The 23,061-nt window shown below is 64.0% G+C and carries 29 protein-coding genes; 17 read left to right on the top strand and 12 right to left on the bottom strand.

Annotation, left to right across the window (positions count from 1 at the left end):
• Positions 1 to 18 precede the first annotated feature (18 nt).
• The 6 genes from FJ424_RS30895 to FJ424_RS30870 all read left to right on the top strand — a co-directional run bounded on the left by FJ424_RS30895 (position 19) and on the right by FJ424_RS30870 (position 4,160).
• On the top strand, positions 19 to 1,203 hold the full coding sequence (locus tag FJ424_RS30895; RefSeq protein WP_140659470.1) for a cell wall hydrolase: 1,185 nt from the start codon (positions 19 to 21) through the stop codon (positions 1,201 to 1,203).
• 289 nt (positions 1,204 to 1,492) lie between these two features.
• The gene (locus tag FJ424_RS30890) at positions 1,493 to 1,885 is read left to right on the top strand and encodes an AtpZ/AtpI family protein (RefSeq protein ID WP_140659469.1); all 393 of its coding nucleotides are present in this window, start codon (positions 1,493 to 1,495) and stop codon (positions 1,883 to 1,885) included.
• A gap of 66 nt (positions 1,886 to 1,951) precedes the next feature.
• On the top strand, positions 1,952 to 2,713 hold the full coding sequence (locus FJ424_RS30885) for a F0F1 ATP synthase subunit A (RefSeq protein ID WP_140645064.1): 762 nt from the start codon (positions 1,952 to 1,954) through the stop codon (positions 2,711 to 2,713).
• 75 nt (positions 2,714 to 2,788) lie between these two features.
• Entirely contained in the window at positions 2,789 to 3,013 is a 225-nt protein-coding gene (locus tag FJ424_RS30880) for a F0F1 ATP synthase subunit C (RefSeq protein ID WP_027164582.1), read from the top strand.
• 61 nt (positions 3,014 to 3,074) lie between these two features.
• Positions 3,075 to 3,656: a F0F1 ATP synthase subunit B gene (locus FJ424_RS30875; protein WP_140659468.1), complete on the top strand. Its 582-nt coding sequence runs from the start codon at positions 3,075 to 3,077 to the stop codon at positions 3,654 to 3,656.
• Between the two features lie 12 nt (positions 3,657 to 3,668).
• A complete protein-coding gene (locus FJ424_RS30870; RefSeq protein WP_140659467.1) occupies positions 3,669 to 4,160 on the top strand; it encodes a F0F1 ATP synthase subunit B in 492 nt (163 codons plus the stop codon).
• 440 nt (positions 4,161 to 4,600) lie between these two features.
• On the opposite strand, the gene FJ424_RS30865 is transcribed toward FJ424_RS30870, so the two are convergent.
• Together FJ424_RS30865 and FJ424_RS30860 are read right to left on the bottom strand one after the other, a co-directional pair.
• Entirely contained in the window at positions 4,601 to 5,296 is a 696-nt protein-coding gene (locus FJ424_RS30865) for a ribonuclease HII (protein ID WP_140659466.1), read from the bottom strand.
• A 195-nt stretch (positions 5,297 to 5,491) separates the two neighbouring features.
• Positions 5,492 to 6,646: a PA0069 family radical SAM protein gene (locus FJ424_RS30860; RefSeq protein WP_140659465.1), complete on the bottom strand. Its 1,155-nt coding sequence runs from the start codon at positions 6,644 to 6,646 to the stop codon at positions 5,492 to 5,494.
• A 149-nt stretch (positions 6,647 to 6,795) separates the two neighbouring features.
• Between FJ424_RS30860 and FJ424_RS30855 the strand changes: the two genes are divergently transcribed.
• Positions 6,796 to 7,299: a glycosyltransferase gene (locus FJ424_RS30855; protein WP_140645059.1), complete on the top strand. Its 504-nt coding sequence runs from the start codon at positions 6,796 to 6,798 to the stop codon at positions 7,297 to 7,299.
• Positions 7,300 to 7,350: 51 nt separating this feature from the next.
• On the opposite strand, the gene FJ424_RS30850 is transcribed toward FJ424_RS30855, so the two are convergent.
• The 8 genes from FJ424_RS30850 to FJ424_RS30815 all read right to left on the bottom strand — a co-directional run bounded on the left by FJ424_RS30850 (position 7,351) and on the right by FJ424_RS30815 (position 11,749).
• The gene (locus FJ424_RS30850; protein WP_140659464.1) at positions 7,351 to 7,776 is read right to left on the bottom strand and encodes an aldehyde-activating protein; all 426 of its coding nucleotides are present in this window, start codon (positions 7,774 to 7,776) and stop codon (positions 7,351 to 7,353) included.
• Between the two features lie 124 nt (positions 7,777 to 7,900).
• Positions 7,901 to 8,458, bottom strand: a complete 558-nt coding sequence (gene moaB / locus FJ424_RS30845; RefSeq protein ID WP_140659463.1) for a molybdenum cofactor biosynthesis protein B — start codon at positions 8,456 to 8,458, stop codon at positions 7,901 to 7,903.
• On the bottom strand, positions 8,445 to 9,341 hold the full coding sequence (locus tag FJ424_RS30840; RefSeq protein WP_140659462.1) for a 4-(cytidine 5'-diphospho)-2-C-methyl-D-erythritol kinase: 897 nt from the start codon (positions 9,339 to 9,341) through the stop codon (positions 8,445 to 8,447). Before FJ424_RS30840 ends, moaB begins: the two co-directional genes overlap by 14 nt.
• 22 nt (positions 9,342 to 9,363) lie before the next feature.
• Complete coding sequence (locus tag FJ424_RS30835) at positions 9,364 to 9,549, bottom strand: membrane protein (protein ID WP_027164591.1); 186 nt, start codon at positions 9,547 to 9,549, stop codon at positions 9,364 to 9,366.
• An 84-nt stretch (positions 9,550 to 9,633) separates the two neighbouring features.
• The gene (locus FJ424_RS30830; RefSeq protein WP_140659461.1) at positions 9,634 to 10,491 is read right to left on the bottom strand and encodes a S49 family peptidase; all 858 of its coding nucleotides are present in this window, start codon (positions 10,489 to 10,491) and stop codon (positions 9,634 to 9,636) included.
• Positions 10,488 to 10,724 carry a hypothetical protein gene (locus FJ424_RS30825; RefSeq protein WP_140659460.1) on the bottom strand — a complete coding sequence of 79 codons (237 nt, stop codon included), beginning with the start codon at positions 10,722 to 10,724 and terminating at the stop codon, positions 10,488 to 10,490. The genes FJ424_RS30830 and FJ424_RS30825 overlap by 4 nt, the downstream gene beginning before the upstream one ends.
• A 3-nt stretch (positions 10,725 to 10,727) precedes the next feature.
• Positions 10,728 to 11,525, bottom strand: a complete 798-nt coding sequence (locus FJ424_RS30820; RefSeq protein ID WP_181182231.1) for a methyltransferase — start codon at positions 11,523 to 11,525, stop codon at positions 10,728 to 10,730.
• Positions 11,525 to 11,749, bottom strand: a complete 225-nt coding sequence (locus FJ424_RS30815) for a DUF2007 domain-containing protein (protein WP_027164594.1) — start codon at positions 11,747 to 11,749, stop codon at positions 11,525 to 11,527. Before FJ424_RS30815 ends, FJ424_RS30820 begins: the two co-directional genes overlap by 1 nt.
• Positions 11,750 to 11,927: 178 nt before the next feature.
• Between FJ424_RS30815 and FJ424_RS30810 the strand changes: the two genes are divergently transcribed.
• From FJ424_RS30810 to FJ424_RS30785, 6 genes are all read left to right on the top strand, one after another.
• Entirely contained in the window at positions 11,928 to 12,941 is a 1,014-nt protein-coding gene (locus FJ424_RS30810) for a polyprenyl synthetase family protein (protein WP_140645054.1), read from the top strand.
• Between the two features lie 107 nt (positions 12,942 to 13,048).
• Positions 13,049 to 13,714, top strand: coding sequence for a GntR family transcriptional regulator (locus FJ424_RS30805; protein ID WP_140659459.1), 666 nt, complete (start codon positions 13,049 to 13,051; stop codon positions 13,712 to 13,714).
• 195 nt (positions 13,715 to 13,909) lie between these two features.
• Positions 13,910 to 14,518 (top strand): biotin transporter BioY, encoded by a 609-nt coding sequence (locus FJ424_RS30800; RefSeq protein WP_140659458.1) that lies wholly within the window; start codon positions 13,910 to 13,912, stop codon positions 14,516 to 14,518.
• Complete coding sequence (locus tag FJ424_RS30795) at positions 14,515 to 14,931, top strand: DUF1284 domain-containing protein (protein WP_140659457.1); 417 nt, start codon at positions 14,515 to 14,517, stop codon at positions 14,929 to 14,931. The genes FJ424_RS30800 and FJ424_RS30795 overlap by 4 nt, the downstream gene beginning before the upstream one ends.
• A gap of 42 nt (positions 14,932 to 14,973) precedes the next feature.
• A complete protein-coding gene (locus tag FJ424_RS30790; protein ID WP_140659456.1) occupies positions 14,974 to 15,228 on the top strand; it encodes a hypothetical protein in 255 nt (84 codons plus the stop codon).
• Between the two features lie 10 nt (positions 15,229 to 15,238).
• Complete coding sequence (locus tag FJ424_RS30785; RefSeq protein WP_140645049.1) at positions 15,239 to 17,014, top strand: tetratricopeptide repeat protein; 1,776 nt, start codon at positions 15,239 to 15,241, stop codon at positions 17,012 to 17,014.
• 420 nt (positions 17,015 to 17,434) lie between these two features.
• On the opposite strand, the gene FJ424_RS30780 is transcribed toward FJ424_RS30785, so the two are convergent.
• Positions 17,435 to 17,896, bottom strand: a complete 462-nt coding sequence (locus FJ424_RS30780; RefSeq protein ID WP_140659455.1) for a GNAT family N-acetyltransferase — start codon at positions 17,894 to 17,896, stop codon at positions 17,435 to 17,437.
• A 189-nt stretch (positions 17,897 to 18,085) separates the two neighbouring features.
• Here FJ424_RS30780 and FJ424_RS30775 point away from each other — a divergent pair, with 189 nt between their 5' ends.
• A complete protein-coding gene (locus FJ424_RS30775) occupies positions 18,086 to 19,009 on the top strand; it encodes a glycine--tRNA ligase subunit alpha (RefSeq protein WP_176480037.1) in 924 nt (307 codons plus the stop codon).
• Here the strand turns inward: FJ424_RS30775 and FJ424_RS30770 are convergent.
• Entirely contained in the window at positions 19,006 to 19,188 is a 183-nt protein-coding gene (locus FJ424_RS30770) for a hypothetical protein (RefSeq protein ID WP_140659454.1), read from the bottom strand. The two genes, FJ424_RS30775 and FJ424_RS30770, sit on opposite strands and share 4 nt — an antisense overlap.
• A 254-nt stretch (positions 19,189 to 19,442) precedes the next feature.
• Between FJ424_RS30770 and FJ424_RS30765 the strand changes: the two genes are divergently transcribed.
• From FJ424_RS30765 to FJ424_RS30755, 3 genes are all read left to right on the top strand, one after another.
• Positions 19,443 to 19,844 carry a DUF559 domain-containing protein gene (locus tag FJ424_RS30765; protein WP_140659453.1) on the top strand — a complete coding sequence of 134 codons (402 nt, stop codon included), beginning with the start codon at positions 19,443 to 19,445 and terminating at the stop codon, positions 19,842 to 19,844.
• A gap of 69 nt (positions 19,845 to 19,913) precedes the next feature.
• Complete coding sequence (glyS, locus tag FJ424_RS30760; RefSeq protein ID WP_140659452.1) at positions 19,914 to 22,250, top strand: glycine--tRNA ligase subunit beta; 2,337 nt, start codon at positions 19,914 to 19,916, stop codon at positions 22,248 to 22,250.
• A gap of 265 nt (positions 22,251 to 22,515) precedes the next feature.
• Positions 22,516 to 22,875 carry an ATPase gene (locus FJ424_RS30755; RefSeq protein WP_140659451.1) on the top strand — a complete coding sequence of 120 codons (360 nt, stop codon included), beginning with the start codon at positions 22,516 to 22,518 and terminating at the stop codon, positions 22,873 to 22,875.
• Positions 22,876 to 23,061: the final 186 nt, after the last annotated feature.

Below are 23,061 nucleotides of genomic sequence, written 5' to 3'. Positions count from 1 at the left end.
AGCGTTCTGGAGAGTTCAGTGCATCGACGCGTTTCATTGCGGCTTGCCGCCGCCGCCGCCGTTGCGAAAAAACGTTCCTTTCTTCCTCCTTTGGTGCTCGGGCTTGGCATTTGGATCGGCTTTCCGTCGGCCGTCGCCTATCAGGACATGGCAAGCCTGATCTCCGGCCTGGAATCGTCCGACACCCGCTGGAACGCCTATATCGAGAAATCCGCCGCCGGCTCGGTGCATGCCGCCGAAATGCCGTTTGTCGATTCCCTCACCACCGGCTCGCTCTCCGGTTCCGGCGTGAATTTGCCGGGGGTGGGCACCGTCGCCTTCCGCGGCAAGGGCAGCGCCGTGGGCGTGACGCCCGATGAGGATCGTGTCATGCGGGCCGACAAGAAGGGTCGCATCGTCAAGGTCTCGCCGGTCGCGCCGCCCAAGAATTTCAGCGCCGGCTCGATCTTCGAGCGCACCTCCTCGCTGCTTCGCCCCGCGATGGACAGCGGGCTGAAGCTCACCTTCGCCAAGCCTGGCATCAAGGGCAAGGAAATCCAGATCGCCCAGGCCTTCCATCTTCGCGAGGACAAGAAGCCGGATCCGGCGCTGCCGGCGGCACTTGTCGCCCTCGTCAACAACGACAAGCCGGATATCCTCGCCACCGCCTATGCCCAGTCCGCGCCCGACTATGCCAAGGCCTCGCCCTTCGAGGCGCTGCTGCAGGACGATCCGAACGATGGCCGCTTCATCCCGCCGATGGGCAAGGGCGACCATTCGTGGATCCAGAACCCGCTGCCCGCAAGCGTCTTCTCTCAGCCGGAACAGGCGTGCCTCGCCAAGGGCATCTATTTCGAAGCGCGCAGCGAGCCCGTGCGCGGCCAGGCGGCGGTCGCCCAGGTGATCCTCAACCGCGTCCGCAACCCCGCCTATCCCAAGACGATCTGCGGCGTCGTCTACCAGAACGACAACTGGTTCAACCGCTGCCAGTTCTCCTTTGCCTGCGACGGCAGGAAGAAGACCATCACCGACCAGGCCTCCTACAAGACCGCCCAGGAGGTCGCCATGGCGGTGACCGCCGGCAAGATCTTCATTCCCGAGGTCGGCTCATCGACGCATTACTACGCCAATTACGTCCATCCGGGCTGGGCGCGAGCCATGCACAAGATGACCAGGATCGGCCTGCATATCTTCTACCGCACCTATGGCGGCGGCTGGAGTTGAGCCGGCTGGCGGCCCGAGCTGAGCCGCCTTAACCACCGCTCCGGCTATCCTTCCTTCGACGCCCGGCAATGCCTCGGCGGACGCGCCTTGTTGCGCGGATTCGCGCCGAGTCCTCACGCGGCCGTGAAGGGCACGATGTCGCACCTCGATAAATCATTGATTTAACTACCAAAAATACATCGCTTGGAAGTTCGGTCCGTGGCTTGACGGGGGCGGACCCTCTAACTATGTTGCCGGCGACTTTAGAAGCGGACGGACGGCAATCGTCTGCCCGGGCAGGGGGGTTGCGATGGCCGACAAAACCGGGCCAGACGGAACCGGAGAAACCGGCCGCGGCAGGCAGCCAGAAGCCACCATCCGCGACGACGAACTTGAGCGCCGCCGGCGTAGTCTCGAAGCATCGCTTGCGACGAGACGCACGGACCGGTTCGAGGGGAAAGACGAAGCGAAAGCTGCGACCGGTTACGGTCAGGCGCTGAAACTGTCCAGCGAGTTCATCGCCGGAGTGGTGGTTGGCGTCGGCTTGGGCTGGATCATCGACCGCCTGGCGGGAACAGCGCCCTGGGGTCTGATCGTCGGCCTGTTGCTGGGCTTTGGCGCTGGTATACTCAATGTCCTGCGCTCGGCGGGACTTGCATCCGAATTCGGCCAGGGCGGCAAGCCGCGCGAGCCGAAAGAATGAAGTGGGGCGCCGCAGGGCGCCGAAGTGAACTTAAAAAGCCGGTTGTGGCTTTGACGGGGATTTAAAGTGGCTGCTGCTGACAAGGTCGATCCGATCCACCAGTTCCAGATCCATCCGATCATCCCGCTGCATATCGGCGGCTACGACGTCTCTTTCACCAACTCCTCCCTGTTCATGGTCGTGACGATCGTGCTGGCGTCGGCCTTCCTCTACATGAGCACGGCCAGCCGCGCGCTCATTCCGGGCCGCCTGCAGTCGGTGTCCGAGATGGCTTACGAATTCGTCGGCAACATGCTGCGCGACGCCGCCGGCAAGCAGGGCATGCAGTTCTTCCCGCTGGTGTTCTCGCTGTTCATGTTCGTGCTGGTCGCCAACCTGATCGGCCTGTTCCCCTATTTCTTCACCGTGACCAGCCACATCATCGTCACCTTCACGCTGGCAATCCTCGTCATCGGCACGGTCCTCGTCTACGGCTTCGCCAAGCACGGCTTCGGCTTCCTCAAGCTGTTCGTGCCGCAGGGCGTGCCGGGCTACCTTCTGCCGCTGGTGGTGGCGATCGAAATCATCTCCTTCGTCTCGCGTCCGGTCAGCCTCTCGGTTCGTCTTTTCGCCAACATGCTGGCCGGCCACATCACGCTCAAAGTGTTCTCGGGCTTCGTCGTCAGCCTGAGCGCGTTCGGCGCCGTCGGTATCGCCGGCTCGGTGCTGCCGCTTGCCATGGCGGTCGCGCTCTCCGCGCTCGAACTGCTGGTCGCTTTCCTGCAGGCCTATGTGTTCGCGGTGCTGACCTGCATGTATCTGAACGACGCGCTGCATCCGAGCCACTGATTTTCACCGGCGCCCCGGCGCCAGCTTACCCAACGTACCAACTGCAACGAATAGAGAAACCACAGGAGTTTTGAAATGGACGCAACTGCAGCAGCTGCTATCGGCGCTGGTATCGCCTGCATCGGCATGGGCGGCGCGGGCATCGGCCTCGGCAACATCTTCGGCAGCTACCTCTCGGGTGCGCTCCGCAACCCGTCGGCTGCCGACGGCCAGTTCGGCCGCCTGATCTTCGGCTTCGCCGTGACCGAAGCTCTGGGCATCTTCTCGCTCCTGATCGCTCTGCTCCTGGTCTTCAAGTAAGAGCCAGAGCTGACGAAAGGGGCCGCATGGTGCGGCCCCGTTCTAGGGACAGGGGAATGAGATGTTCGTGACATCTGCCTATGCGCAAGAAGCAGCGCCGGCCGCGGCCGAGGGCGATACGCATGCGGGCACCGCCGTGCCTGCCGCGGAGCATGAAACGTTCCCGCCGTTCGATGCCAAGACCTTCCCGTCGCAGATCCTGTGGCTGGTCATCACCTTCGGGCTCTTCTACCTGTTCCTGAAGCGGGTTGTGATGCCGCGTCTTGGCGGCATCATCGATGTCCGCAACGACCGCATCACCCAGGATCTCGACCATGCCGCAAGGCTGAAGGGCGAGGCGGACGCCGCGGTTGCCGCCTATGAGCAGGAACTGGCGGAGGCCAAGGCCAATGCCAACAAGATCGGCCAGCAGGCGAACGACGCCGCCAAGGCGCAAGCCGAGGGTACGCGCAAGAAGCTCGAGGCCGAGCTCGAGAAGAAGCTTGGCGAGGCCGAGGCGAGCATCGCCTCGATCAAGGCCAAGGCGATGAAGGAAGTCGGCACGATCGCCGAGGACACCACGTCGGCCATCGTCGAGGCGCTTGTCGGCGGCAAGACCGACAAGACCGAGATCGCGGCCGCGGTCAAATCCGCGAGCCGGTGAGGAGCGAGGATCATGGACGCCACATCACTCGCCACGCTTTGGGCAACCATTGCGATGCTCATCTTCTTGGGCGCTGTCGTCTACCTGAGGGTGCCGGGCATGCTCGCCAAGTCGCTCGACGCCCGCGCGGCCAAGATCAGCGGCGAGCTCGAGGAAGCGCGCAAGCTTCGTGAAGAGGCCCAGCAACTGCTCGGCCAGTATCAGCAGAAGCGCAGGGAAGCCGAGAAGGAGGCCGCCGACATCGTAGCCGCCGCCAAGCGCGAGGCTGAGCTGCTTGCTTCCGAAGCGGCCAAGAAGACCGAGGACTATGTCGCCCGGCGCACCGCGCTTGCCGAGCAGAAGATCAGCCAGGCCGAGCGCGAGGCCGTCAGCGAAGTGCGCGCCTCGGCCGTCGACATCGCCGTCGAGGCCGCCCGCGCGCTGCTCGCCGCCAAGGTCGACGTCAAGGCAGGCGCGGACCTGTTCAAGTCGGCGCTGGATGACGTCAAGGCCAAGCTGAACTGAGCTTGTTTCGAAGTTTCGAAGTCAAAAGCCGCCTGGCCAACCCGGCGGCTTTTTTGTTGTTTGAAAGGGAGCGTGGCGCCGAAGCTGCTAATCTCCCCCACAAGGGGCTACGCTATGCACACATTTCCGAGCAGCTGGTCTTTGGCGATAGCGTGCATGGCAGCTTGGCGCATGCATTGTTTAATGTAGCGCTGGTCGACCCCCACTCCGTCTCGGCTTCGCCGAGCCACCTCTCCCCCGATCGACGGGGTAGAGGAAGGCGCCAGCTTTTTGCCGTTAACGCTCGTCCGGCAAGGCACCCTTCCTTTCCCTCCGGAAGGGGGAACTGCGAAGCAGCGACGGATTGGGAGAACCACCTGGCAATCAAGCCTGCGCCGATCAGTCACGCCAGTGACAGAGGATGTCCGCAAGCCGTAACCACATTGAGGGAGATTAGCTAACTACTCCAGCCCGGCCAAGCTCTCTTCCTCAACCACCTCCGCCCCGCCCAGCCTGAACGGCGCGAACGAGGCCCGGTGCAGCCTTGCCACCGGCCCATGCATCTCGATCGCGGTCCGGTGCCGGACCGTCGCGTAGCCCATATGCACCTCGAAGCCGTAATGTTCGTGGTGTCCGCCGCAGCCGCACATCATGCGGTCGCGTATCACCTTGGCGACGATCGAGGCTGCGGCGATCGATTGCGAGCGCTGGTCGCCCTTGATGAGCGCCCGGCCTTCGCAGGCGAGACCTGGCGGAATGTCGCGGCCGTCGGCCAAAGCGAGCTTCGGCTGCAACGACAGGCCGGCGGCGGCGCGGCGCATCGCTTCGAGGCTGGCTTTCAGGATGTTGCTGTTGTCGATGCCTTCGGCGCTGATCGAGGCCATCGAGACGCTGAGCGCCGATCCCAGAATCTTGAGGAACAGCGCCTCGCGCTGCAAATGGGTGAGGCGTTTGGAATCGTCGAGGCCTTCCGGGATATTGGCGGGGTTGAGCACCACCGCAGCTGCCACCACCGGTCCGGCGAGCGGACCGCGCCCTGCCTCGTCCATGCCGGCGACTGGCCACAGCCCGTCGGCCATCGCCTTCGTCTCGATCGAGAAGTCGGGCTTCTCGACCATTTCAAAGAGAAGCGGAGAATCGGAACGCGCGCGAGCCATGGTGCGGTGAGGTTCGCATCGGCTCCGATTCTCCGCAAGTCCTTCCGGGTCGGATGGGGCGTCGGACCGGGAAGGCACCGTCTCACGGCCGGGGACAGTGGCCGGACGGGATTCTTGAAAAGGATGACAATTCCAGACGGAAAATCGCTTTGCCTGGAATTGCTTAGCGCCGGCCCGTCATGGCCGGCGCTGAGGTTAAAGCAGCATCAGCTGTTCGCCGGCGCCCGAACCTGCGACGAATTGGTCGGTGCGAAGCTGCCGCCGCTCGACATTGAGGCCGAGCCGCTTGGCGGCGATCTCGAAACGCCGGCCGATCTGCCAGGCATAGGGACCGGCGCCCTTCATGCGCTTGCCCCATTCGGAATCGTAGTCCTTGCCGTCGCGCATCGAGCGGATCAGCGACATCACATGCCGGTAGCGGTCGGGATAGTAGCGCAGCAGCCAATCCTTGAAGATCGGCGCCACTTCAAGCGGCAGGCGCAGGATGACGTATCCCGCCTCCCTTGCACCGGCGGCCCTGGCCGAATCGAGGATGCGTTCCATCTCCGGATCGTTGAGGCCCGGAACGATCGGCGCCACCATCACCGATGCCGGAATGCCGGCATCCGAAAGCTGCCTGATCGCCTCCAGCCGTTTCGTCGGCGTCGACGCGCGGGGCTCCATGGTTCTCGCCAGCATGCGGTCAAGCGTCGTCACCGACAGCGCCACCTTGGCAAGGCCGCGCTCGGCCATGCGCGACAGGATGTCGATGTCGCGCGTCACCAGCGCCGACTTGGTGACGATGCCGACCGGATGGCCGCGCGCCTCCAGCACTTCCAGGATCTCGCGCATGATGCGGTATTGCTTCTCGATCGGCTGGTAGGGATCGGTGTTGGTGCCGATGGCGATCGTGCGCGGCTGGTAGCCCGGTTTCGACAATTCCCTGTCCAGCATGCGCGCGGCATCCGGCTTGGCGAAAAGCTTCGATTCGAAATCGAGCCCCGGCGACAGGCCCATGAAGGCATGCGTCGGCCTAGCGAAGCAGTAGACGCAGCCATGCTCGCAGCCGCGATAGGGATTGATCGAACGGTCGAAGGAGATGTCCGGCGATTCGTTGCGGGTGATGATCGTGCGCGGCTTCTCGACCTGCACTTCCGTCTTGAACGGCGGCAGTTCCTCCAGCGAGTTCCAGCCGTCGTCGAACACATGCCGGCTGACCGGCTCGAACCGGCCCGACGGGTTGATGCCGGCCGAACGGCCGCGATTGCGGTCGGGCCGCACGCGCATGCCGGTCTGTTCGATCATCGCATTGGCCATCTCGGCCCTTCCTGCTCCGAAAGCAGCAATGTCGGCACGCACGATCTGTTCCATTTTCGCCCTCTCCCAGGGACTGTCGGCAGGCTGTCGAATCGCTCTGTTCATGAAACTATTCCTATTTTACCGAAGAGAACAAAGCAAGAACTTTTTCGGCGAAAAGCCGTAACTGGCGCAAGTCGCGGCTTTCCGCTATTCGGCTAAGGATGCTCAGCGTTCTCATCGAAACCCGCAACGACGAAGAGGGTCTTGCTCGCACGCTCGCCTCGCTGGTCGGCGGCGCGGTCGAGGGCGTGGTGCGCGACGTGATCGTCTGCGATCAGGGCTCGACCGACCAGACGCATCGGGTGGCCGAACATGCCGGCTGCCATTATGTGACCGGCGGGATCGGCGCCGGTATCGGCCAGGCCAAGGGCGATTGGCTGCTTTTTCTGGAACCCGGCGCGCGGCTTGCCGACGGATGGATCGACGAGGTGGTGGCGCACGCGGCGAAGCAAACCATGCCGGCGCGATTTTCACGTGCCCGGGCCGACCGCGCGCCTTTCCTGGCCCGCGTCTTTTCGGGCAACCGCGCGCTGGCCGAGGGTCTTGTCATCAGCAAGCGTCAGGCCTCGGCCCTGGCAAAGAGCGCGCGCGGCGCCGAGGCCCTGGCGCGCGGCCTTGCCGCCAGAAGGCTGAACGCCGAAATCTGGGTGGCTCCGCCGAAATGACGCAAGCTCCGCCTTCTCCCACAAGGATAGGGCAGCGCGGGGCCTGCCCAGTCAAATCCCCTTGATCTCAACCGGCATCCAAGCGCCGCGGCGCCTGGCGACACGCTGCTCGCGCGTTTCGGCATCGAACCGAACGGCGACCGGCTGGCGGGAGAACAACTCGCGATCGTCAAGCGCGTTGACGATGACGATCGCTCTCGCATCGTCACCCTCGCCGGCGATTGCCGCGACATAGACGCCGCACTCGCGGCAGACGAGATAGTCGGCGGTGCGCAGGCCGAAGCGGTAGACCTGCAGCCGTGCCTTGTCTTCGACTGAGATGCTCAGGCGTCCGTTCGGATCGGCGGCCGCGCGCGAGCCATGCCGGGTGCAGAACGAGCACTGGCAGGCGCGAATTTCCAGTCCGGCCGGATCGAGCGCGGTGGAGAAGCTCAGGCGGATGTTGCCGCAATGGCATCCGCCGCTGTGAACGGTCATGGCAGATTGTCCCTTGTTCGCAGCACAAGGTACTTTGCCGGTCGCGGCTTCGGAATGGCTGCTCGTAGGCGAGAGCGCCACTCCACCTGCAAACCGGATGTCGGTCGGGATGCTTTGCCTTTAGTTATGCACCAGTCTTGCCGCCGCGCCTGAGATGCTCGTCCAGCCGCGGCATGATCTCGACGAAGTTGCAGGGCATGTGCCGGTAGTCGAGCTGCGCCTTGATGATGCCGTCCCAGGCGTCCTTGCAGGCGCCGGGCGAGCCCGGCAGCACGAAGACGAAGGTGGCGTTGACGACGCCGCCGGTCGCTCGGCTCTGGATCGTCGAAGTGCCGATCTTGTCATAGGAGATGCGGTGGAAGACTTCCGAAAAGCCGTCCATGCGCTTTTCGAAGATCGGCTCCAGCGCTTCCGGCGTCACGTCGCGGCCGGTGAAGCCGGTGCCGCCGGTGGTGATGACGACATCGATGTTTTCGTCCTTCGACCAGCCGAGAACCTTGTCGCGGATATTCTCGCGGTCGTCGGTGACGATGTCGCGGGCGGCAAGCGTATGGCCGGCTTCCGTGATGCGGTCGGCCAGCGTCTGGCCGGACTTGTCGTCGGCAAGGCTGCGCGTATCGGAAACCGTCAGCACGGCGATGCGCACCGGAATGAAGGGCCGGCTCTCGTCAAGCTTCGCCATCGGTCACCTCCATGCTGCGCGTCGCGGCGACGAACCAGTCGGGATGGCGCGCGCGGATCTCGATCGCCGCGCGCTTGGCGACATTGCCGGTCTCGAACAGGCCGAAACACGTGGCGCCCGAGCCGGACATGCGCACGAAAGCTGCGTCGGCGCGCTTGAGCGCCTTCAGCGCCTCGCCGATCGCCGGCTGGATCGAGCGGGCAGGTGCCTCGAGATCGTTGCGCGTCGTCTCCAGCCAGTTGCGGACGGCGTGGAAGTCGAGGCGCTTCGGCAGCGGCGGCAGCGCCTCGTTGTCGCGGCTGGACAGCGCCTTGAACACGTCGGGCGTCAAGACGGCGACGCCCGGATTGACCAGGACCAGGCCGAGTGCCGGAAATGCGGAGAGCGGTGACACCTCATCGCCGATGCCGCGTGCGACCAGCGGTTTTGACGTCAGGCACATCGGCAGGTCGGCGCCGAGCGATAGGCCGATCCGCGCCAGCGAATTGTCGTCGATATCGAGCTTCCAAAGCCGCGCAAGGCTGTTGAGCGCCGCCGCCGCGTCGCTGGAGCCGCCGCCGACGCCGGACGCGATCGGCAGGTTCTTCTCCAGCTTGATGGCAACCGGCGGCGCATGCTGCGCGCCGGCTTCCCGGCGCAAGGCATCGCGCGCCTTCACCACCAGATTGTCGCCGTCGAGCGGCAGGCCGGCGGCATAACGGCCGGATACCGAGAACTCGTCGTGCTCCGCCGGCTCGATCTCGAGCCGGTCGCCGAAGCGGGTGAAGACGGCAAGGCTGTCGATGAGATGGTAGCCGTCGGCGCGCCGTCCGGTGACATGCAGCGCCAGGTTGATCTTGGCCGGCGCAAGCCATGTCCGGACCTCTGCGCCGGGCTCGAGAATGTTGGCTGCTGGCGAGATGGGATCAGTCCTTGGCGAGACGGTATTCGCCGGTCTTGGGATCCTTGACCAGTGTGCCCATCGTGCCGTTCGCCGCCTGTTTCTCGGTCCGCCGGATTTTTGCCGTCACGCGCTCGGCTTCGCGCACGAAAGCGCGGTAACCAAAGTAAGCGGCGGCGCCGACAACGGCGAAGAAAATGATCTGCGGCATCTCTAAAACTCCTCCCGCGTCCTCGCGGCAAGGCCGGTCGAATGGGTCGGTCAAGCAGCCATGCTAGCCGCATTCATGGCTTTTTCAAAGCCCGAAGCGCGCCCATAGCGCGCGCTCTTCCGCCGCATCGAGGACGCCGCTGGCGGCCGCCGCCGCGATATCCGGCGCCGAAACACGCGAGCCAAACAGGCCAAATCGACCGAAAAGCCCGCGCGGCGCGGTGATCAACTTGAGCTGCGTCTTGTCGCCGAAACGCGTCCTGAGCACACCGCGCATATCGCCCAGCGCATCGACAAGGCCGAGCTCGAGGCCTCGCTTGGCGGTCCAGAACAGGCCGGTGAACAGGTCCGGGTCGTCCTTCAGCTTGCTGCCGCGCCGCTCCTTGACGAGGTCGATGAAGGTCTCGTGCACGTCGAGCTGCAGTGCCTTCAGCCGCTCGACGTCTTCCTTCTTTTCCGGTTTGAACGGATCGAGCACGGCCTTGTTCTGCCCGGCGGTGTGGACACGCCGCTCGACGCCGATCTTCTTCATCAACTCGGGGAAACCGAACGAGGCCGAGACCACGCCGATCGAGCCGACGATCGACGACGGGTCGGCGAAGATCTCGTCGCCGGCAATCGCGATCATGTAGCCGCCGGAAGCCGCCACGTCCTCGACGAAGACCAGCACCTTCTTGTCCTTTTCCACCGCCAGGTCGCGGATGCGCTTGAAGATCAGCCGCGACTGCACCGGTGAGCCGCCCGGCGAATTGATCGAGATGGCAACCGCCGGCGCATCGAAGCTGAATGCCTTTTCGATGACGCCGGCCGTCGAGGCGAGGGACAGGCTCGGCCGGAATTGGCCGCCGCCCGCCATGATGGCGCCTTGCAGCCGGATGACCGGAATGGTGACGGCTGTCGAGCGCCAGGATTTCGGCAGCAGGCGGTTGAAGAGGCGTTTCACGAAGGAATGTCTCCGGTCGATTTGCAAAGCAGCAAGATGAGATCAGGTCGGTTGGTCTGTTTCACGGGCGTCAGCTTGCTTTGGGCATGTAGGAATTCGCTGGCCAACGGCAATGCCGCATCGCCAGCCAGTGCATGTCGCGCAAAAGTGTGCAGCGGTTTTGCGAAAAAGACATGCATAAAACAAAACCTGAAGCGCGTCGCTAGAATCCATTTCAACGCGACGCGCTTCAAGGATCAATCGCCGAACAGCGATGCCAGGCCGTTATTGATCATTTCCGTCCGCTCCGCCGGCGCGTTGCCCGATGGTCCGTGCAAGGTGAGCGGCGGGCGGATCGACAGTTTTCCACGCGCGCCGAGCACCGCCCTGACGACGATGCGGATCGCCGCCGCGTCCGGCCGCGGATGCACGCACAGCATCTCGGCATCGCCGAAGCGCCCCTCGATCGCATCGAGGATGGCGACCAATTGCTCGGGCCGGGCGATGAGGGCCAGGCCGCCGCGCGGCCTGGCGACGGCGGCGGCGCTCCTGATCCAGCGCTCGAACAGCCCGTCCTCGACGACATGCGCCTCCCTGCGCAGCGCATTGGGGGTGGCACGATCCTCGGCGGCGTTGAACGGCGGGTTCATGATGACGAAATCGAACTGGTTGTCGGCAAGGCCGGCTTCAGCACGCGCCCGGCCGGCCAGCGTGACGTCGGCCGCCAGCACCGAAGCGCGGTCGCCGAGATGGGCATTGCCGGGATGCGAAAGCGTGGCGGCGGCGAACCCGGCCATTTCGGCCGAGCGTTCGACGAGCACTGCCTGCGCCGCCGGGCAGCGCGACAGCACGGCAAGGGCCGCCGCGCCGGCGCCCGCGCCGAAATCGGCGAGCCGGCCGGAAAAGCCGGACGGCACGGCGGCCGCCAGCATCATGGCGTCCATGCCGGCGCGATGACCGCCCCGGCTCGGCTGCACCAGCCAGAAGCGCCCGCGATGGAAGGCATCGACTGTGTGCGCCGGCGTATCCGGGACGGGGGCGGTGCTGGCTGCCATTATTTTTTGCGGATCTCGTTCTCGATGCCGGCATCCTTGAGGATGCGGCGCGCCGCATCGACCTTCTCGGCATCGACCATCACCCGCCGCGGCAGGATGCCGAGCGAGCCGTCGAGCACGCTCATATTCTGGTCGGCGACGAAACAGGCGATGCCGGCGTCGCGCATCAGCGATTCGACAAAGGAGATCACGACAGCGTCGTTGGTGCGGACAAGCTCGATCATGGAACGAAAGTCGCAGGTTGCGGCGTTCCTGTAAACGTGCGGATAGACACACCGTCGGCGAAGCCGCGCCAATTCGCCTCTTGCCGTGCCCGGTTGTGCCGCCCTAGAGTCGGAGCGGGATTAAGGGTGCCGTCGTGCGCGTTAACTCGTGCGCGTTGAAGAGACGGGAGTTGTCGTGGTGGGTGTCGTTCTCAACATCGAAGGCAAGCGGGAACCCGCTTCCATCAAGGATTTGATCGATCTGACGGCGGCCGACATGGGGCGGGTCAACGAGCTGATCCTGTCCAAGGCCGGCTCCGACGTCGAGATGATCCCGGAGATCGCCAACCACCTGATCTCGTCCGGCGGCAAGCGGCTGCGGCCCATGCTCACGCTCGCCGCCGCGCAGATGTTCGGCTATTCCGGCGAAGGCCATGTCAAGCTCGCCACGGCGGTCGAGTTCATGCACACCGCGACGCTTCTGCATGACGACGTGGTCGACGAGAGCGCGCTGCGCCGCGGCAAGAAGACGGCGCGCATGATCTGGGGCAACCAGGCGAGCGTGCTCGTCGGCGATTTCCTGCTCGGCCAGGCGTTTCGCATGATGGTCGAGGTCGGTTCGCTGGAGGCGCTGGACATCCTGTCGGCCGCGGCCTCCATCATCGCCGAGGGCGAGGTCATGCAGCTTGCCGCCGCGAAGAACCTCGAGACCACCGAGGATGAGCATTTCGCCGTCATCAAGGCCAAGACCGCGGCGCTGTTTTCGGCCGCCGCGGAAGTCGGGCCGGTCATCGCCCAGGCCTCGCGCACCGATCGCGCCGCGCTTCGCTCTTACGGCATGAATCTGGGCCTGGCCTTCCAGCTCATCGACGACGCGCTGGATTATGGCGGCTCGAGCAAGGATCTCGGCAAGAATGTCGGCGACGATTTCCGCGAGGGCAAGGTGACGCTGCCGGTGATCCTCGCCTACCGGCGCGGCACCAAGGCCGAGCGCACCTTCTGGAAGCGCGCCATCGAGGACAATGTCGCCGACGATGCCGGGCTCGAAAAGGCGATCGGCCTGATGACCCGCCACGGCGCCATCGCCGACACGATCGGCCGCGCCCGCCATTTCGGCGAGATCGCCCGCGACGCGCTGGCGCCGCTGGAAGCGACGCCGCAGAAGTCGGCTTTGATCGACGTCATCGACTTCTGCATCAGCCGCGTCAACTGAGCCGGTCTGTCTTCTCGGGACTTGCCTGGCATCCGCCGGGCAGGGCGCCTGTGAATCGCGCGCCGGCCGTCTCGACAAAGGGCGGTCCGGCAAATTATCTATAAAATATGGCCAGCACAGAAGACACAATCGCCGTCCGCATCAGCAAGGAACTGGCGGACCGCATCATTTCGGGCGCCATCGAGCCCGGCTCGCGGCTGCGCCAGGACCATGTCGCGGAGGAATTCAACACCAGCCATGTCCCGGTGCGCGAGGCTTTTCGCCGCCTCGAGGCGCAAGGTTTGGCGATCAGCGAGCCGCGCCGCGGCGTGCGCGTGGCTTCTTTCGATCTCGGCGAGGTCAGGGAAGTGGCCGAGATGCGGGCCGCGCTCGAAGTGCTGGCGCTGCGTCATGCCGCGCCGCATCTGACGGCGTCGATCCTCGACCTGGCCGAGGAGGCGACCAAGGCCGGCGACAAGTCCGGCGACGTGCGCTCCTGGGAAGAGGCCAATCGCACCTTCCACCGGCTGATCCTGGCGCCCTGCAACATGCCGCGCCTGCTCTCCACCATCGACGACCTGCATGCGGCGAGCGCGCGCTTCCTGTTCGCGGCCTGGCGCTCGGAATGGGAAATCCGCACCGACCAGGATCACCGCGCGATCCTGAGCGCGCTGAGACAAGGCAACACCGAATCGGCCGCAGCGACCCTCGGGCGGCACGTGCAATGGATCGGCCAGAAGCCGGTCAAGACCGCCTCCGGCAGAACGCGAGACGCCTTCGCCATCGTGGGGTAGGTTCGGTGATTGGCGATGGGCCGAGGCCGCTCAGCTTCGTCATTCCGGGGTCTGCGCGCGTCGCTTCGCTCCCTTGCTCCGCCCTGGAATGACGAGTTCGAGGGCAGGCGCTTGCCATTCGTTTCAAAATATGGATTCAATAATAGATGAAGTTCAAAAATTATCTATAATTTCACGCAAGCCAAGGAAGACACCGTGACCAACGCAGCCGTTTCGGCCCAAAAACCCTCCTTCAGCCCAGTGCGGCTGCACAGCCGTTCGCTCGCCTGGCAGATCGGCGCCGTCATGCTTGGCTCGCTGTTCCTGGCGCTGTCCTCCTATATCGAGGTGCCGATGGTGCCGGTGCCGGTGACCATGCAGACTTTCGCCGTCACCCTGGTCGGCGCGCTCTACGGCTGGCGCTTCGGCGCGCTCACCATTGCCGCCTGGCTGGTCGAAGGCGCGGCAGGATTTCCCGTGCTGGCGGGCGGGGCGGCCGGCATTCAGCATTTCGTCGGTCCGACCGGCGGCTATCTCTTCGCCTTCCCGGTCGTCGGCGCCGTTGTCGGTTGGCTGGCCGAACGCGGCTGGAACGGCAACCGCGTCATGCTGGCCTTCGCCGCCATGCTCATCGGCAACTTGCTTTGCCTGGTTCTCGGCACCGCCTGGCTCGCCGTCATGATCGGCGCCGAGAAGGCCATCACCTTCGGCTTCCTGCCCTTCATTGTCGGCGGCCTGCTCAAGTCGGCGCTGGGCGCGGCGACGCTGAAGCTCTTTTCCACCTATCGGGCGGAACAGCGCGACCGCTCGTCCGGGACGCGATGACCGTCAGGCTGCGCGCCCATCACCTGCTCTGCCTGCTGACCTATGTCGGCAAGGGCTACTCGCCGGCCTTCACCGCCAACTACGACAAGGTGGTGAAGCGGCTGGGCGAGGGCGAGGGGGTGGTGATCGTTTCCGGTCCGGACGACATCTGCGCACCGCTGCTCGGCGAACCGGAGCCGCATTGCCTGCGCCAAAGCGCCGCTGAGCGGGACGGGCTCGCCGCGCGCGACGTGGGGGCTTTCCTCGGCCAGCCGATCGAGGACGGCGACCGGTTGGTGCTGGATGCTTCCAGGCTGGCAGGGATGCGCAAGGCTTTTTCCGGCGGCCTGACGCGCCAGGCGTGCTCGGGCTGCGAATGGTCCGGCCTGTGCGACGCGGTTGCCGCCGGCGGATTCAGCGACACGCGTCTTTAGAGCATGATCCCGAAAAGTGGGCCGCGGTTTTCGGAAAAGATCATGCTCCAACAAAAGAACTGGATCAGGATGGCGATTCAACGCAACGTCATCCTGATCCAGGCAGCCCGATGCCGGCATATGGGCATCCCGGGCCTCCGCGCGGGATTTTTCGGTGGCGCGGCATCGTTTTTTAAGCCGGATGATTGCATTGTGATTCGCTTGGCGATTGAAGCCCGACCCCAAAAAGGCCATGCTTTGACCCGAAAAGATCGAGTCTGTGGGCGGTCCTCCAAGGGCGGGATCGCATCTGGCTGAAAGGGATACGATGCGGCAAGGACGTGCGCGCTGGCTGACGAGGCTGGCATTTTTGACCGGTGTGGCGCTTTGGGTGCTGCCGGTCCAAGCCAAGGAAGATGCCCAACCGCTCCAGATCACGTCTTTCTCGGGCGCGTATCTCGCGGCTCATATCGCAGAAAGCGACAACGACCTCGACGACGCGATCGCTTATTACAAGCAGGCGCTGGCCTTTGCGCCGGACGACAAGGATCTGCAGCAGAGCTTGATGCTGGCTCTGGTCGCGCAAGGCCGCTTCGAGGAATCGCTGGTCTACGCAGACAAGCTGAAGGAAGTGCCGGATGTCGAGCGCTTCTCGCGCCTCGCGTTGGCCATCGATTCCTTCCACAAGAAGGACTACGCCAAGGCGCAGTACTGGTTGAAGCTCTCGCTCGAATCCGATCTCGACCGGCTGCTTTCCGGCGTGATGGACGGCTGGGCCAAGGAAGGCGCCGGCAACGCGTCCGAGGCCATGGATTCCGTTGACAAGCTCAAGGGCCCGGACTGGTTCGGCCTGTTCAAATCGTTCCACCGCGCGCTGATCGCCGACGCCGCCGGCCTGAACGACAAGGCCGATGAACTCTACGCCGCCACCCTGGCCGACACCACGGCCGGCGGCTCCGCGCCCGAAACCTGGATGCGCAATGCGCAGGCCTATGCCTCCTTCCTCGTCCGCAAGGGCGACAAGTCGAAGGCGCTGGCGGTGTTGAACCAGGCCGAGGCCTTCGCGCCGGGCAAGCTCGAAATTACCACGCTGCGTGACCGCATCGCCAAGGGCGACAAGATCGAGCCGCTGGTGGCCGGCCCGGCCGACGGCGCGTCCGAAATCCTGCTCGACCTTGCCACCGCGCTCAACCGCGGCGGCGGCGAACCTTTCGTGCGCCTCTATTTGCAATATGCGCTGGCGCTGAAGCCGGACAGCGACGCGGCCCTGGTGCAGCTTGCCGCCGTTGCCGAGCAGCTCAAGGACGGCGAAGGCGCGGTCGCGCTATACCGCCGTATTCCGGCGTCCTCGCCGCTCAAAGAGCTCTCCGACCTGCAGATCGGCCTCAACCTTGCCGATCTCGACAAGCATGACGAAGCGATTTCCCACCTCAAGGCCTATCTCGACAAGCATCCGGAGGACATGCGCGCCTATCTGGCGCTTGGCGGCGTCTATGGCTCGAAGGAAGATTTCCGCTCGGCCGCCAATCTCTACGACAAGGCCGTCGAGCAGCTGAAGACGCCGACCGCCGCCAACTGGAACATCTTCTACCAGCGCGGCATCGCTTATGAGCGGCTGAAGGAATGGCCGAAGGCGGAACCGAACTTCCGCAAGGCGCTGGAGCTGCAGCCCGACCAGCCGCAGGTCATGAACTATCTCGGCTATTCCTGGGTCGACATGAACATGAACCTCAAGGAAGGCCTGGCGATGATCCAGAAGGCCGTGGATCTGCGGCCAAACGACGGCTACATCGTCGATTCGCTTGGTTGGGCCTATTTCCGCATGGGTCGCTTCGACGACGCCGTGCGCGAGATGGAGCGCGCCGTCTCGCTGAAGCCGGAGGATCCGGTCCTCAACGACCATCTCGGCGACGCCTACTGGCGCGTTGGCCGCAAGCTCGAGGCCACCTATCAGTGGACCCAGGCGCGTGACCTGAAGCCGGATCCGGATGTCCTTGCCACCTTGCAGCAGAAGCTGCTCAAGGGCCTGCCGCCGATCGAATCCAATACCGCGCAGGAAACCCCGAAGGTGAAGCCGGAGCCGACGCCCGCGCCGAAAGGCTGAGGACTTTGCTCGACGTTCAAGACTGCGGGGCTCGTTGAGCCCCGTTTTCGTTTGGGCTTGGCGTCTGCCGAGTTTAAGCCGTTGGCAGGTGGCATGCTTTGGAGATTGGCCGAAACGGCCACTCTGTCGTCATCGACGGGCGGAGCAAGGAGCGAAGCGACGCGCGCAGACCCGAGGATCCATTCCGTGACTTCCGAGCGCTGCCGCGGTGCAGAATTCTGCTCCGCTGCATTCCTTGATCAGGGTCGCGGAATGGATTCCAGCGTCTGCGCGACGCCGCTTCGCGGCTGCTCCGCCCCGGAATGACGAGGTTGGGAGGCTTCAGCCAATCCTCAGCGTTTGTGCCGATTTCACGGAAGTGACCGGCCAAAATCTTGCCCGTCGACAAATGGCGACTTTCAAAATCCCTGTGTCGAGAAACTAGAACATCTTTCTGTAGACGACGAATCCGGACTTCTCGCCGACCTTGTCGTAGAGTTGCATCGCCGTGTGGTTCGTCTCATGCGTCAGCCAGTAGACGCGGTTCGCGCCCGCCTGCCTGGCGCGTTCGTAGACGCCCTCGATCAGCGCCCGGCCGACGCCTTGGCCGCGCGCGGCTTGCGTGGTGAAGAGATCCTGCAAATAGCAGCTCGGCGCGATCGATGTCGTCGAGCGATGATAGAGATAGTGCACGAGACCGAGCAGGTTCCCCTCGCGCTCGGCCACCAGCGCATGCACCGGCTCATAGGCGTCGAAGAAACGCGACCAGGTCATCTGGGTGATCTCGCCGGCAAGCGCCGTCGGGCCGGAGCGCCCGTAAAACGCGTTGTAGCCATCCCACAGTGGCAGCCACCGCTCGTAATCCTGCCTCGTGACGGGGCGGACGGTGAGTTGACCGGACATGGCGAAACCTTTGTCGTTGAACCAACGGAGCAAACAGTGGCCGCTGCTCGACAGCAATGGGCCAGCCCGCCGCAATGCTTTCCACTTGCGGGACGCGAGCCGCCGCCTTGACGCTTGCCGGCCCGGCAACTAGGGAAGCGTCATCCCGCGCTTTCCGAGGCCGCCTTGACCATCGAGATCCCCGCCCATATGCATCCCAGCCGCTCCTTCCAGGGGCTGATCCTGACCTTGCACAATTACTGGGCGGACTATGGTTGCCTCATCCTGCAGCCCTACGACATGGAAGTCGGCGCCGGCACCTTCCACCCGGCCACCACCTTGCGCGCGCTGGGCCCCTTGCGCTGGAACGCCGCTTACGTGCAGCCCTCGCGCCGGCCGAAGGACGGCCGCTATGGCGAAAACCCGAACCGCCTGCAGCATTATTACCAGTATCAGGTGATCCTGAAACCCAATCCGCCGAACCTGCAGGAACTCTATCTCGGCTCGCTCGAGGCGATCGGCGTCGATCCGCTGCTGCATGACATCCGCTTCGTCGAGGACGACTGGGAAAGCCCGACGCTGGGCGCCTGGGGGCTCGGCTGGGAATGCTGGTGCGACGGCATGGAAGTTTCGCAGTTCACCTATTTCCAGCAGGTCTGCGGCATCGAATGCGCGCCGGTGGCGGGCGAGCTGACTTACGGCCTGGAGCGGCTCGCCATGTATGTCCAGGGCGTCGACAATGTCTACGACCTGAACTTCAACGGCCGCGAAGGCGCCGAGAAGGTCACTTACGGCGACGTCTTCCTGCAGGCCGAGCAGGAATATTCGCGCCACAATTTCGAATTCGCCAACACCGCGATGCTGCTGAGACACTTCGAGGACGCCGAGGCCGAGTGCAAGGCGCTGCTCGATGCCGGCACGCCCAAGCCGAGCGACAATCTGGCGATGCACCGCATGGTCTTTCCGGCCTACGACCAATGCATCAAGGCGAGCCACGTCTTCAACCTGCTCGACGCGCGCGGCGTGATCTCGGTCACCGAGCGGCAAAGCTACATCCTGCGCGTGCGCAATCTGGCAAAGGCGTGCGGCGAGGCGTTCCTGAAGACGCGGGCGGGCGGGCTGGCGGCGGCTTAAGCCGACACGGCTTTCACGGTCTCGGCGGCGGCGGCGCCCGGCAACGCGATCTGCGCCGTTGCGCCGTCGATCGTGCGCATGGCCTGCCTGACCCCCGGCATCGTGATCGTGCCATGCGCCTGGGCGGCGAAGCAGGCGCTGAGCGCCAGGATCTGCAGGGTTCTCGATGCCGTCTTCATCGTCGTTCAGCCAATAGGTCTCCGCCTGAGCGTTTGTCGCTTCAGCGCAGCGTTCGGTTCATGGGAAGTTCTGCTCCAAGGACGGGTGGGCCGGCGCCAACCCGACAGTGGGTGGCAAAATTCCGCGAAATCGATCGAGGAGGCGGTCTGCTTGCGGGGTGACAGCGGCCGGCCGAGTTGCTATGCGCTCTTACCTCCCCCTTGATGGGGGAGGTCGCCGCGAAGCGGCGGGTGGGGGTGACTGGCGCTTCCCTATGCCAAAACTTGACCGTTTCAAGTTGCAGTCAGCACGAAGGCTCCGCGCCTCGATGACCGACGAAGAACGGCTGCTCTGGCGGCACCTGTGGCGCATTCCGGTCGAAGGGACACACTTCCGCCGACAGGCGTCAGTCGGCGCCTACTATCCAGATTTCATCTCGCATCGGCTGAAGCTGATTGTCGAAGTGGACGGCGCCCACCACAGCGCTGACGATCAGCTGCGCCGTGATGAAGTTCGAACACGATGGTTTGAAAGCCAAGGCTATCGCGTCGTCCGCTTCTGGAACCATGAGATAAAAAACGAACTGGATTCTGTGCTCGATACAATTTATGCGGCGGTGGAAGAACGGAAATCACACCTGCATCTGCGCGATGGTGCCGAAGGTATTGGCGGCTGAGAGGCCGCCACCCCGCCCCGGCGCTACGCGCCGACCCTCCCCATCAAGGGGAGGGTGGGGAGCTTAACTATGCCCGATCTGCTCTTGGAACTTCGCTCCGAGGAAATCCCCGCCCGCATGCAGCGCAAGGCGGCCGGCGACCTCAGGAAGATGCTGGCCGACGGTCTGGTCGAGGCGGGTCTGACCTATGAGGCGGCGCGTGAATATTGGACGCCGCGGCGCCTGGCGCTCGACATAAGGGGCCTGACCGCGCGTTCGAAGGACATCCGCGAGGAGATCAAGGGGCCGTCGACCACGGCGCCCGAGCAGGCGGTGCAGGGCTTCCTGCGCAAGGCCGGCCTGTCATCGATCGCCGAGGCGCATGTCCATTCCGACCCGAAGAAGGGCGACTTCTACGTCGCCCACATCGCGAAGCCGGGCAGGGCAGCCGAAGAAATCATCGCCGAGCTGGTGCCGGGCATCATCCGGAACTTCCCCTGGCCGAAATCGATGCGCTGGGGGCCGGCCTCGGCAAAACCCGGCTCGCTGCGCTGGGTGCGGCCGCTGCAGTCGATCGTCTGCACCTTCGGCCCGGAGACCGAGGAACCGGTCGTCGTCGATTTCGAGATCGACGGCATCCGCTCAGGCAACGTCACCTACGGCCATCGCTTCCATGCGCCGGGCCCGATCACCGTGCGCCGCTTCGACGACTATGTGGCGAAGTTGGAGGCGGCCAAGGTGGTGCTCGACGCCGACCGGCGCAAGGAGATCATTCTGGCAGACGCCCGCAACATCGCCTTCGCCAACGGCCTCGATTTGGTCGAGGACGAGGGCCTGCTGGAAGAAGTCTCCGGCCTGGTCGAATGGCCGGTCGTGCTGATGGGCGAGTTCGAGCAGGATTTCCTCGCCATTCCGGGCGAAGTCATCCGCCTCACCATCCGCGCCAACCAGAAGTGTTTTGTCACCCGGCCGCAGGGCGCGGCCGACGATCTGTCCAACCGCTTCATTCTTATCGCCAACATCGAGGCGAAGGATGGCGGCAAGGAGATCGCCTACGGCAACGGCAAGGTGGTGCGCGCGCGTCTGTCCGACGCGCTCTATTTCTGGAAGACCGATCAGGGTGACCTGCCGGACCTCGACCAACTCGGGGAATCGGCGGCGAAGTTCGACCTGGATTTGAAGGAGCCGCTGGACCAGCGCATGGCGCGCCTCGACCACCTCAACGTGACCTTCCATGCCAAGCTCGGCACGCAGGGCCAGCGCGTCGAGAGGATCAGGCGGCTGGCGGAAGAACTGGCGCCGGTCGTCGGCGGCGCGGATGCCGCGCTCGTCGCCCGCGCGTCGGTGCTCGCCAAGGCCGATCTGCAGACCGAAGTGGTCGGCGAGTTCTCGGAATTGCAGGGCGCCATGGGCCGTAAATACGCGCTGCTGCAGGGTGAAAATCCCTCGGTGGCTGCGGCTATAGAGGAGCACTACAAACCGCAAGGCCCATCTGATCGCGTGCCCACCGATCCGGTATCGGTTGCTGTCGCGCTTGCCGATAAATTGGATACGCTGGTTGGTTTCTGGACCATCGATGAAAAGCCGACCGGGTCGAAAGACCCATATGCTTTAAGAAGAGCGGCGCTAGGCGTGGTGAGGTTGGTTTTGGAAAATCAACTCGATCTACGAGTCGACCTCCCCGGCGGAAGGCCCTCACTTTTGCGGTTTTTTGCACTGTCCATTGCGGAGCATCTAACCGGCCTACAGATGCGCGGGCTGTTGGAATATGTGGGTGCCGCTCAGAAGCTTGAAGATATCGGCTTGGTTCCGGCTGGCTTTCGATCCGAAATGGTTGAGCGGCTTACGAACCGCAAAGCTGCCGAGGAATTTGCGGAGAATACGATGGAGAAGTCCTGGGAAATTGTGTCGAATCTCCTCGCTTTCTTCCACGACCGCCTGAAAGTCTATCTCCGCGACCAAGGCGCGCGGCACGATCTGATCGATGCCGTCATCACGCCGCAGTCCGACGACCTGCTGCAGATCGTCCGACGCGTCGAGGCGCTGGGTTCCTTGCTCGACACCGACGAAGGCAAGAACCTGCTAGCCGGCACCAAGCGCGCGGCCAACATTCTCGCCGCCGAGGAGAAGAAGAAAACGCTGGTCGCCGAGACTGTTGAGCCGGCGCTGTTTCGTGAGGAAGCGGAAAATAAGCTCTATGCCGCGGTGAATCAGGCTGAGAAGGAAGCCGGCCAAGCGATTCAGAACGAAGATTTTTCCGCCGCCATGCTGGCGCTTAGCGTTTTGCGCGAACCGGTTGATTCATTCTTTGAGGGCGTTCTCGTGAATGATGAGGACCAGGCCGTGCGCGCCAACCGCCTGGCGCTGCTCGCCCGCATCCGCGCCGCCACCGACCAGGTCGCGGATTTTTCAAAAATCGTCGGCTGACGGCGCAAAAATCGCGCCTTTCAACTGGCCCGCATTCGCTAGGAGGCGAGCATTCCTCGACAATTCGGCCGCCCGAAATTTTATGCGCCGGAGCCGGCTTACAGTCACACGGCGATGACCTGCGCATGGGACAAGGATGCATGTCGTCCAGAATCGCCGAGCGGTTCTGGGGCAACGACATGCATCAACCAAAGACTTAAGGCGCGTTCCCCGAGATCGTTTCCCGCGGCGCGCCGTAAGACGTTCCCAAACACGGAGGCATGCCATGAATTCCGTTGACGATATCGACCTGATTGAAGAGACCCCGGCCGCCGCCGAGGCCATCGAATCCGCTTCCGAAAACCTCCTCGACCACGCCGCTGCCGCAGCGGTCGAATCTGCCGATCCGTCCGAGGACGATGAGGAAGATGACGAAGACGGCGAGGAGGCCACTGCCTCGGCCGACGACGAGTCGGAAGACGAGGATGAAGATGACGACGAAGACGGCGACGACGAAGACGATGACGCCGACGAAGAAGCCAAAGCCTCGGGCGACGATGAGTCCGACGACGAGGATGAAGATGGCGACGACGATGAAGACGACGCCGACGAGTCCGACGATGACGACAAGGAAGAAGCGGCCTGAGCCGTCTCCTGTCGTGTGAAGCATGAGGGGCGGCGCGTTACGCGTCGCCCTTTTCGTCAGGCTCGTCAATCTTCCAGGAAGATTGACCCGTCAATCTTCAGAAGCTGACCTAGGCCGTAGTGACGATTTAAGGAATTGGGATTCCCACGGGCCGGCAAATCAGATTCAACACTGATTTTTGGGGAT

This window comes from Mesorhizobium sp. B3-1-8 (genome assembly GCF_006439495.1).
In the GTDB taxonomy this organism is placed as follows: domain Bacteria; phylum Pseudomonadota; class Alphaproteobacteria; order Rhizobiales; family Rhizobiaceae; genus Mesorhizobium.
The sequence above is the reverse complement of the archived record's forward strand: the minus strand, read 5'-3'. Positions and strand labels throughout refer to the sequence as shown.

Coding starts and splice junctions, on each gene's coding strand:
- FJ424_RS30890 (WP_140659469.1), top strand. CDS start 1,493: ATGGCCGACAAAACCGGGCCAGACGGAACCGGAGAAACCGGCCGCGGC.
- FJ424_RS30880 (WP_027164582.1), top strand. CDS start 2,789: ATGGACGCAACTGCAGCAGCTGCTATCGGCGCTGGTATCGCCTGCATC.
- FJ424_RS30875 (WP_140659468.1), top strand. CDS start 3,075: ATGTTCGTGACATCTGCCTATGCGCAAGAAGCAGCGCCGGCCGCGGCC.
- FJ424_RS30870 (WP_140659467.1), top strand. CDS start 3,669: ATGGACGCCACATCACTCGCCACGCTTTGGGCAACCATTGCGATGCTC.
- FJ424_RS30865 (WP_140659466.1), bottom strand. CDS start 5,296: ATGGCTCGCGCGCGTTCCGATTCTCCGCTTCTCTTTGAAATGGTCGAG.
- FJ424_RS30860 (WP_140659465.1), bottom strand. CDS start 6,646: ATGGAACAGATCGTGCGTGCCGACATTGCTGCTTTCGGAGCAGGAAGG.
- FJ424_RS30855 (WP_140645059.1), top strand. CDS start 6,796: ATGCTCAGCGTTCTCATCGAAACCCGCAACGACGAAGAGGGTCTTGCT.
- FJ424_RS30850 (WP_140659464.1), bottom strand. CDS start 7,776: ATGACCGTTCACAGCGGCGGATGCCATTGCGGCAACATCCGCCTGAGC.
- moaB (WP_140659463.1), bottom strand. CDS start 8,458: ATGGCGAAGCTTGACGAGAGCCGGCCCTTCATTCCGGTGCGCATCGCC.
- FJ424_RS30835 (WP_027164591.1), bottom strand. CDS start 9,549: ATGCCGCAGATCATTTTCTTCGCCGTTGTCGGCGCCGCCGCTTACTTT.
- FJ424_RS30820 (WP_181182231.1), bottom strand. CDS start 11,525: ATGGCAGCCAGCACCGCCCCCGTCCCGGATACGCCGGCGCACACAGTC.
- FJ424_RS30815 (WP_027164594.1), bottom strand. CDS start 11,749: ATGATCGAGCTTGTCCGCACCAACGACGCTGTCGTGATCTCCTTTGTC.
- FJ424_RS30805 (WP_140659459.1), top strand. CDS start 13,049: ATGGCCAGCACAGAAGACACAATCGCCGTCCGCATCAGCAAGGAACTG.
- FJ424_RS30795 (WP_140659457.1), top strand. CDS start 14,515: ATGACCGTCAGGCTGCGCGCCCATCACCTGCTCTGCCTGCTGACCTAT.
- FJ424_RS30790 (WP_140659456.1), top strand. CDS start 14,974: ATGCTCCAACAAAAGAACTGGATCAGGATGGCGATTCAACGCAACGTC.
- FJ424_RS30785 (WP_140645049.1), top strand. CDS start 15,239: ATGCGGCAAGGACGTGCGCGCTGGCTGACGAGGCTGGCATTTTTGACC.
- FJ424_RS30780 (WP_140659455.1), bottom strand. CDS start 17,896: ATGTCCGGTCAACTCACCGTCCGCCCCGTCACGAGGCAGGATTACGAG.
- FJ424_RS30775 (WP_176480037.1), top strand. CDS start 18,086: ATGCATCCCAGCCGCTCCTTCCAGGGGCTGATCCTGACCTTGCACAAT.
- FJ424_RS30770 (WP_140659454.1), bottom strand. CDS start 19,188: ATGAAGACGGCATCGAGAACCCTGCAGATCCTGGCGCTCAGCGCCTGC.
- FJ424_RS30765 (WP_140659453.1), top strand. CDS start 19,443: ATGCCAAAACTTGACCGTTTCAAGTTGCAGTCAGCACGAAGGCTCCGC.
- glyS (WP_140659452.1), top strand. CDS start 19,914: ATGCCCGATCTGCTCTTGGAACTTCGCTCCGAGGAAATCCCCGCCCGC.
- FJ424_RS30755 (WP_140659451.1), top strand. CDS start 22,516: ATGAATTCCGTTGACGATATCGACCTGATTGAAGAGACCCCGGCCGCC.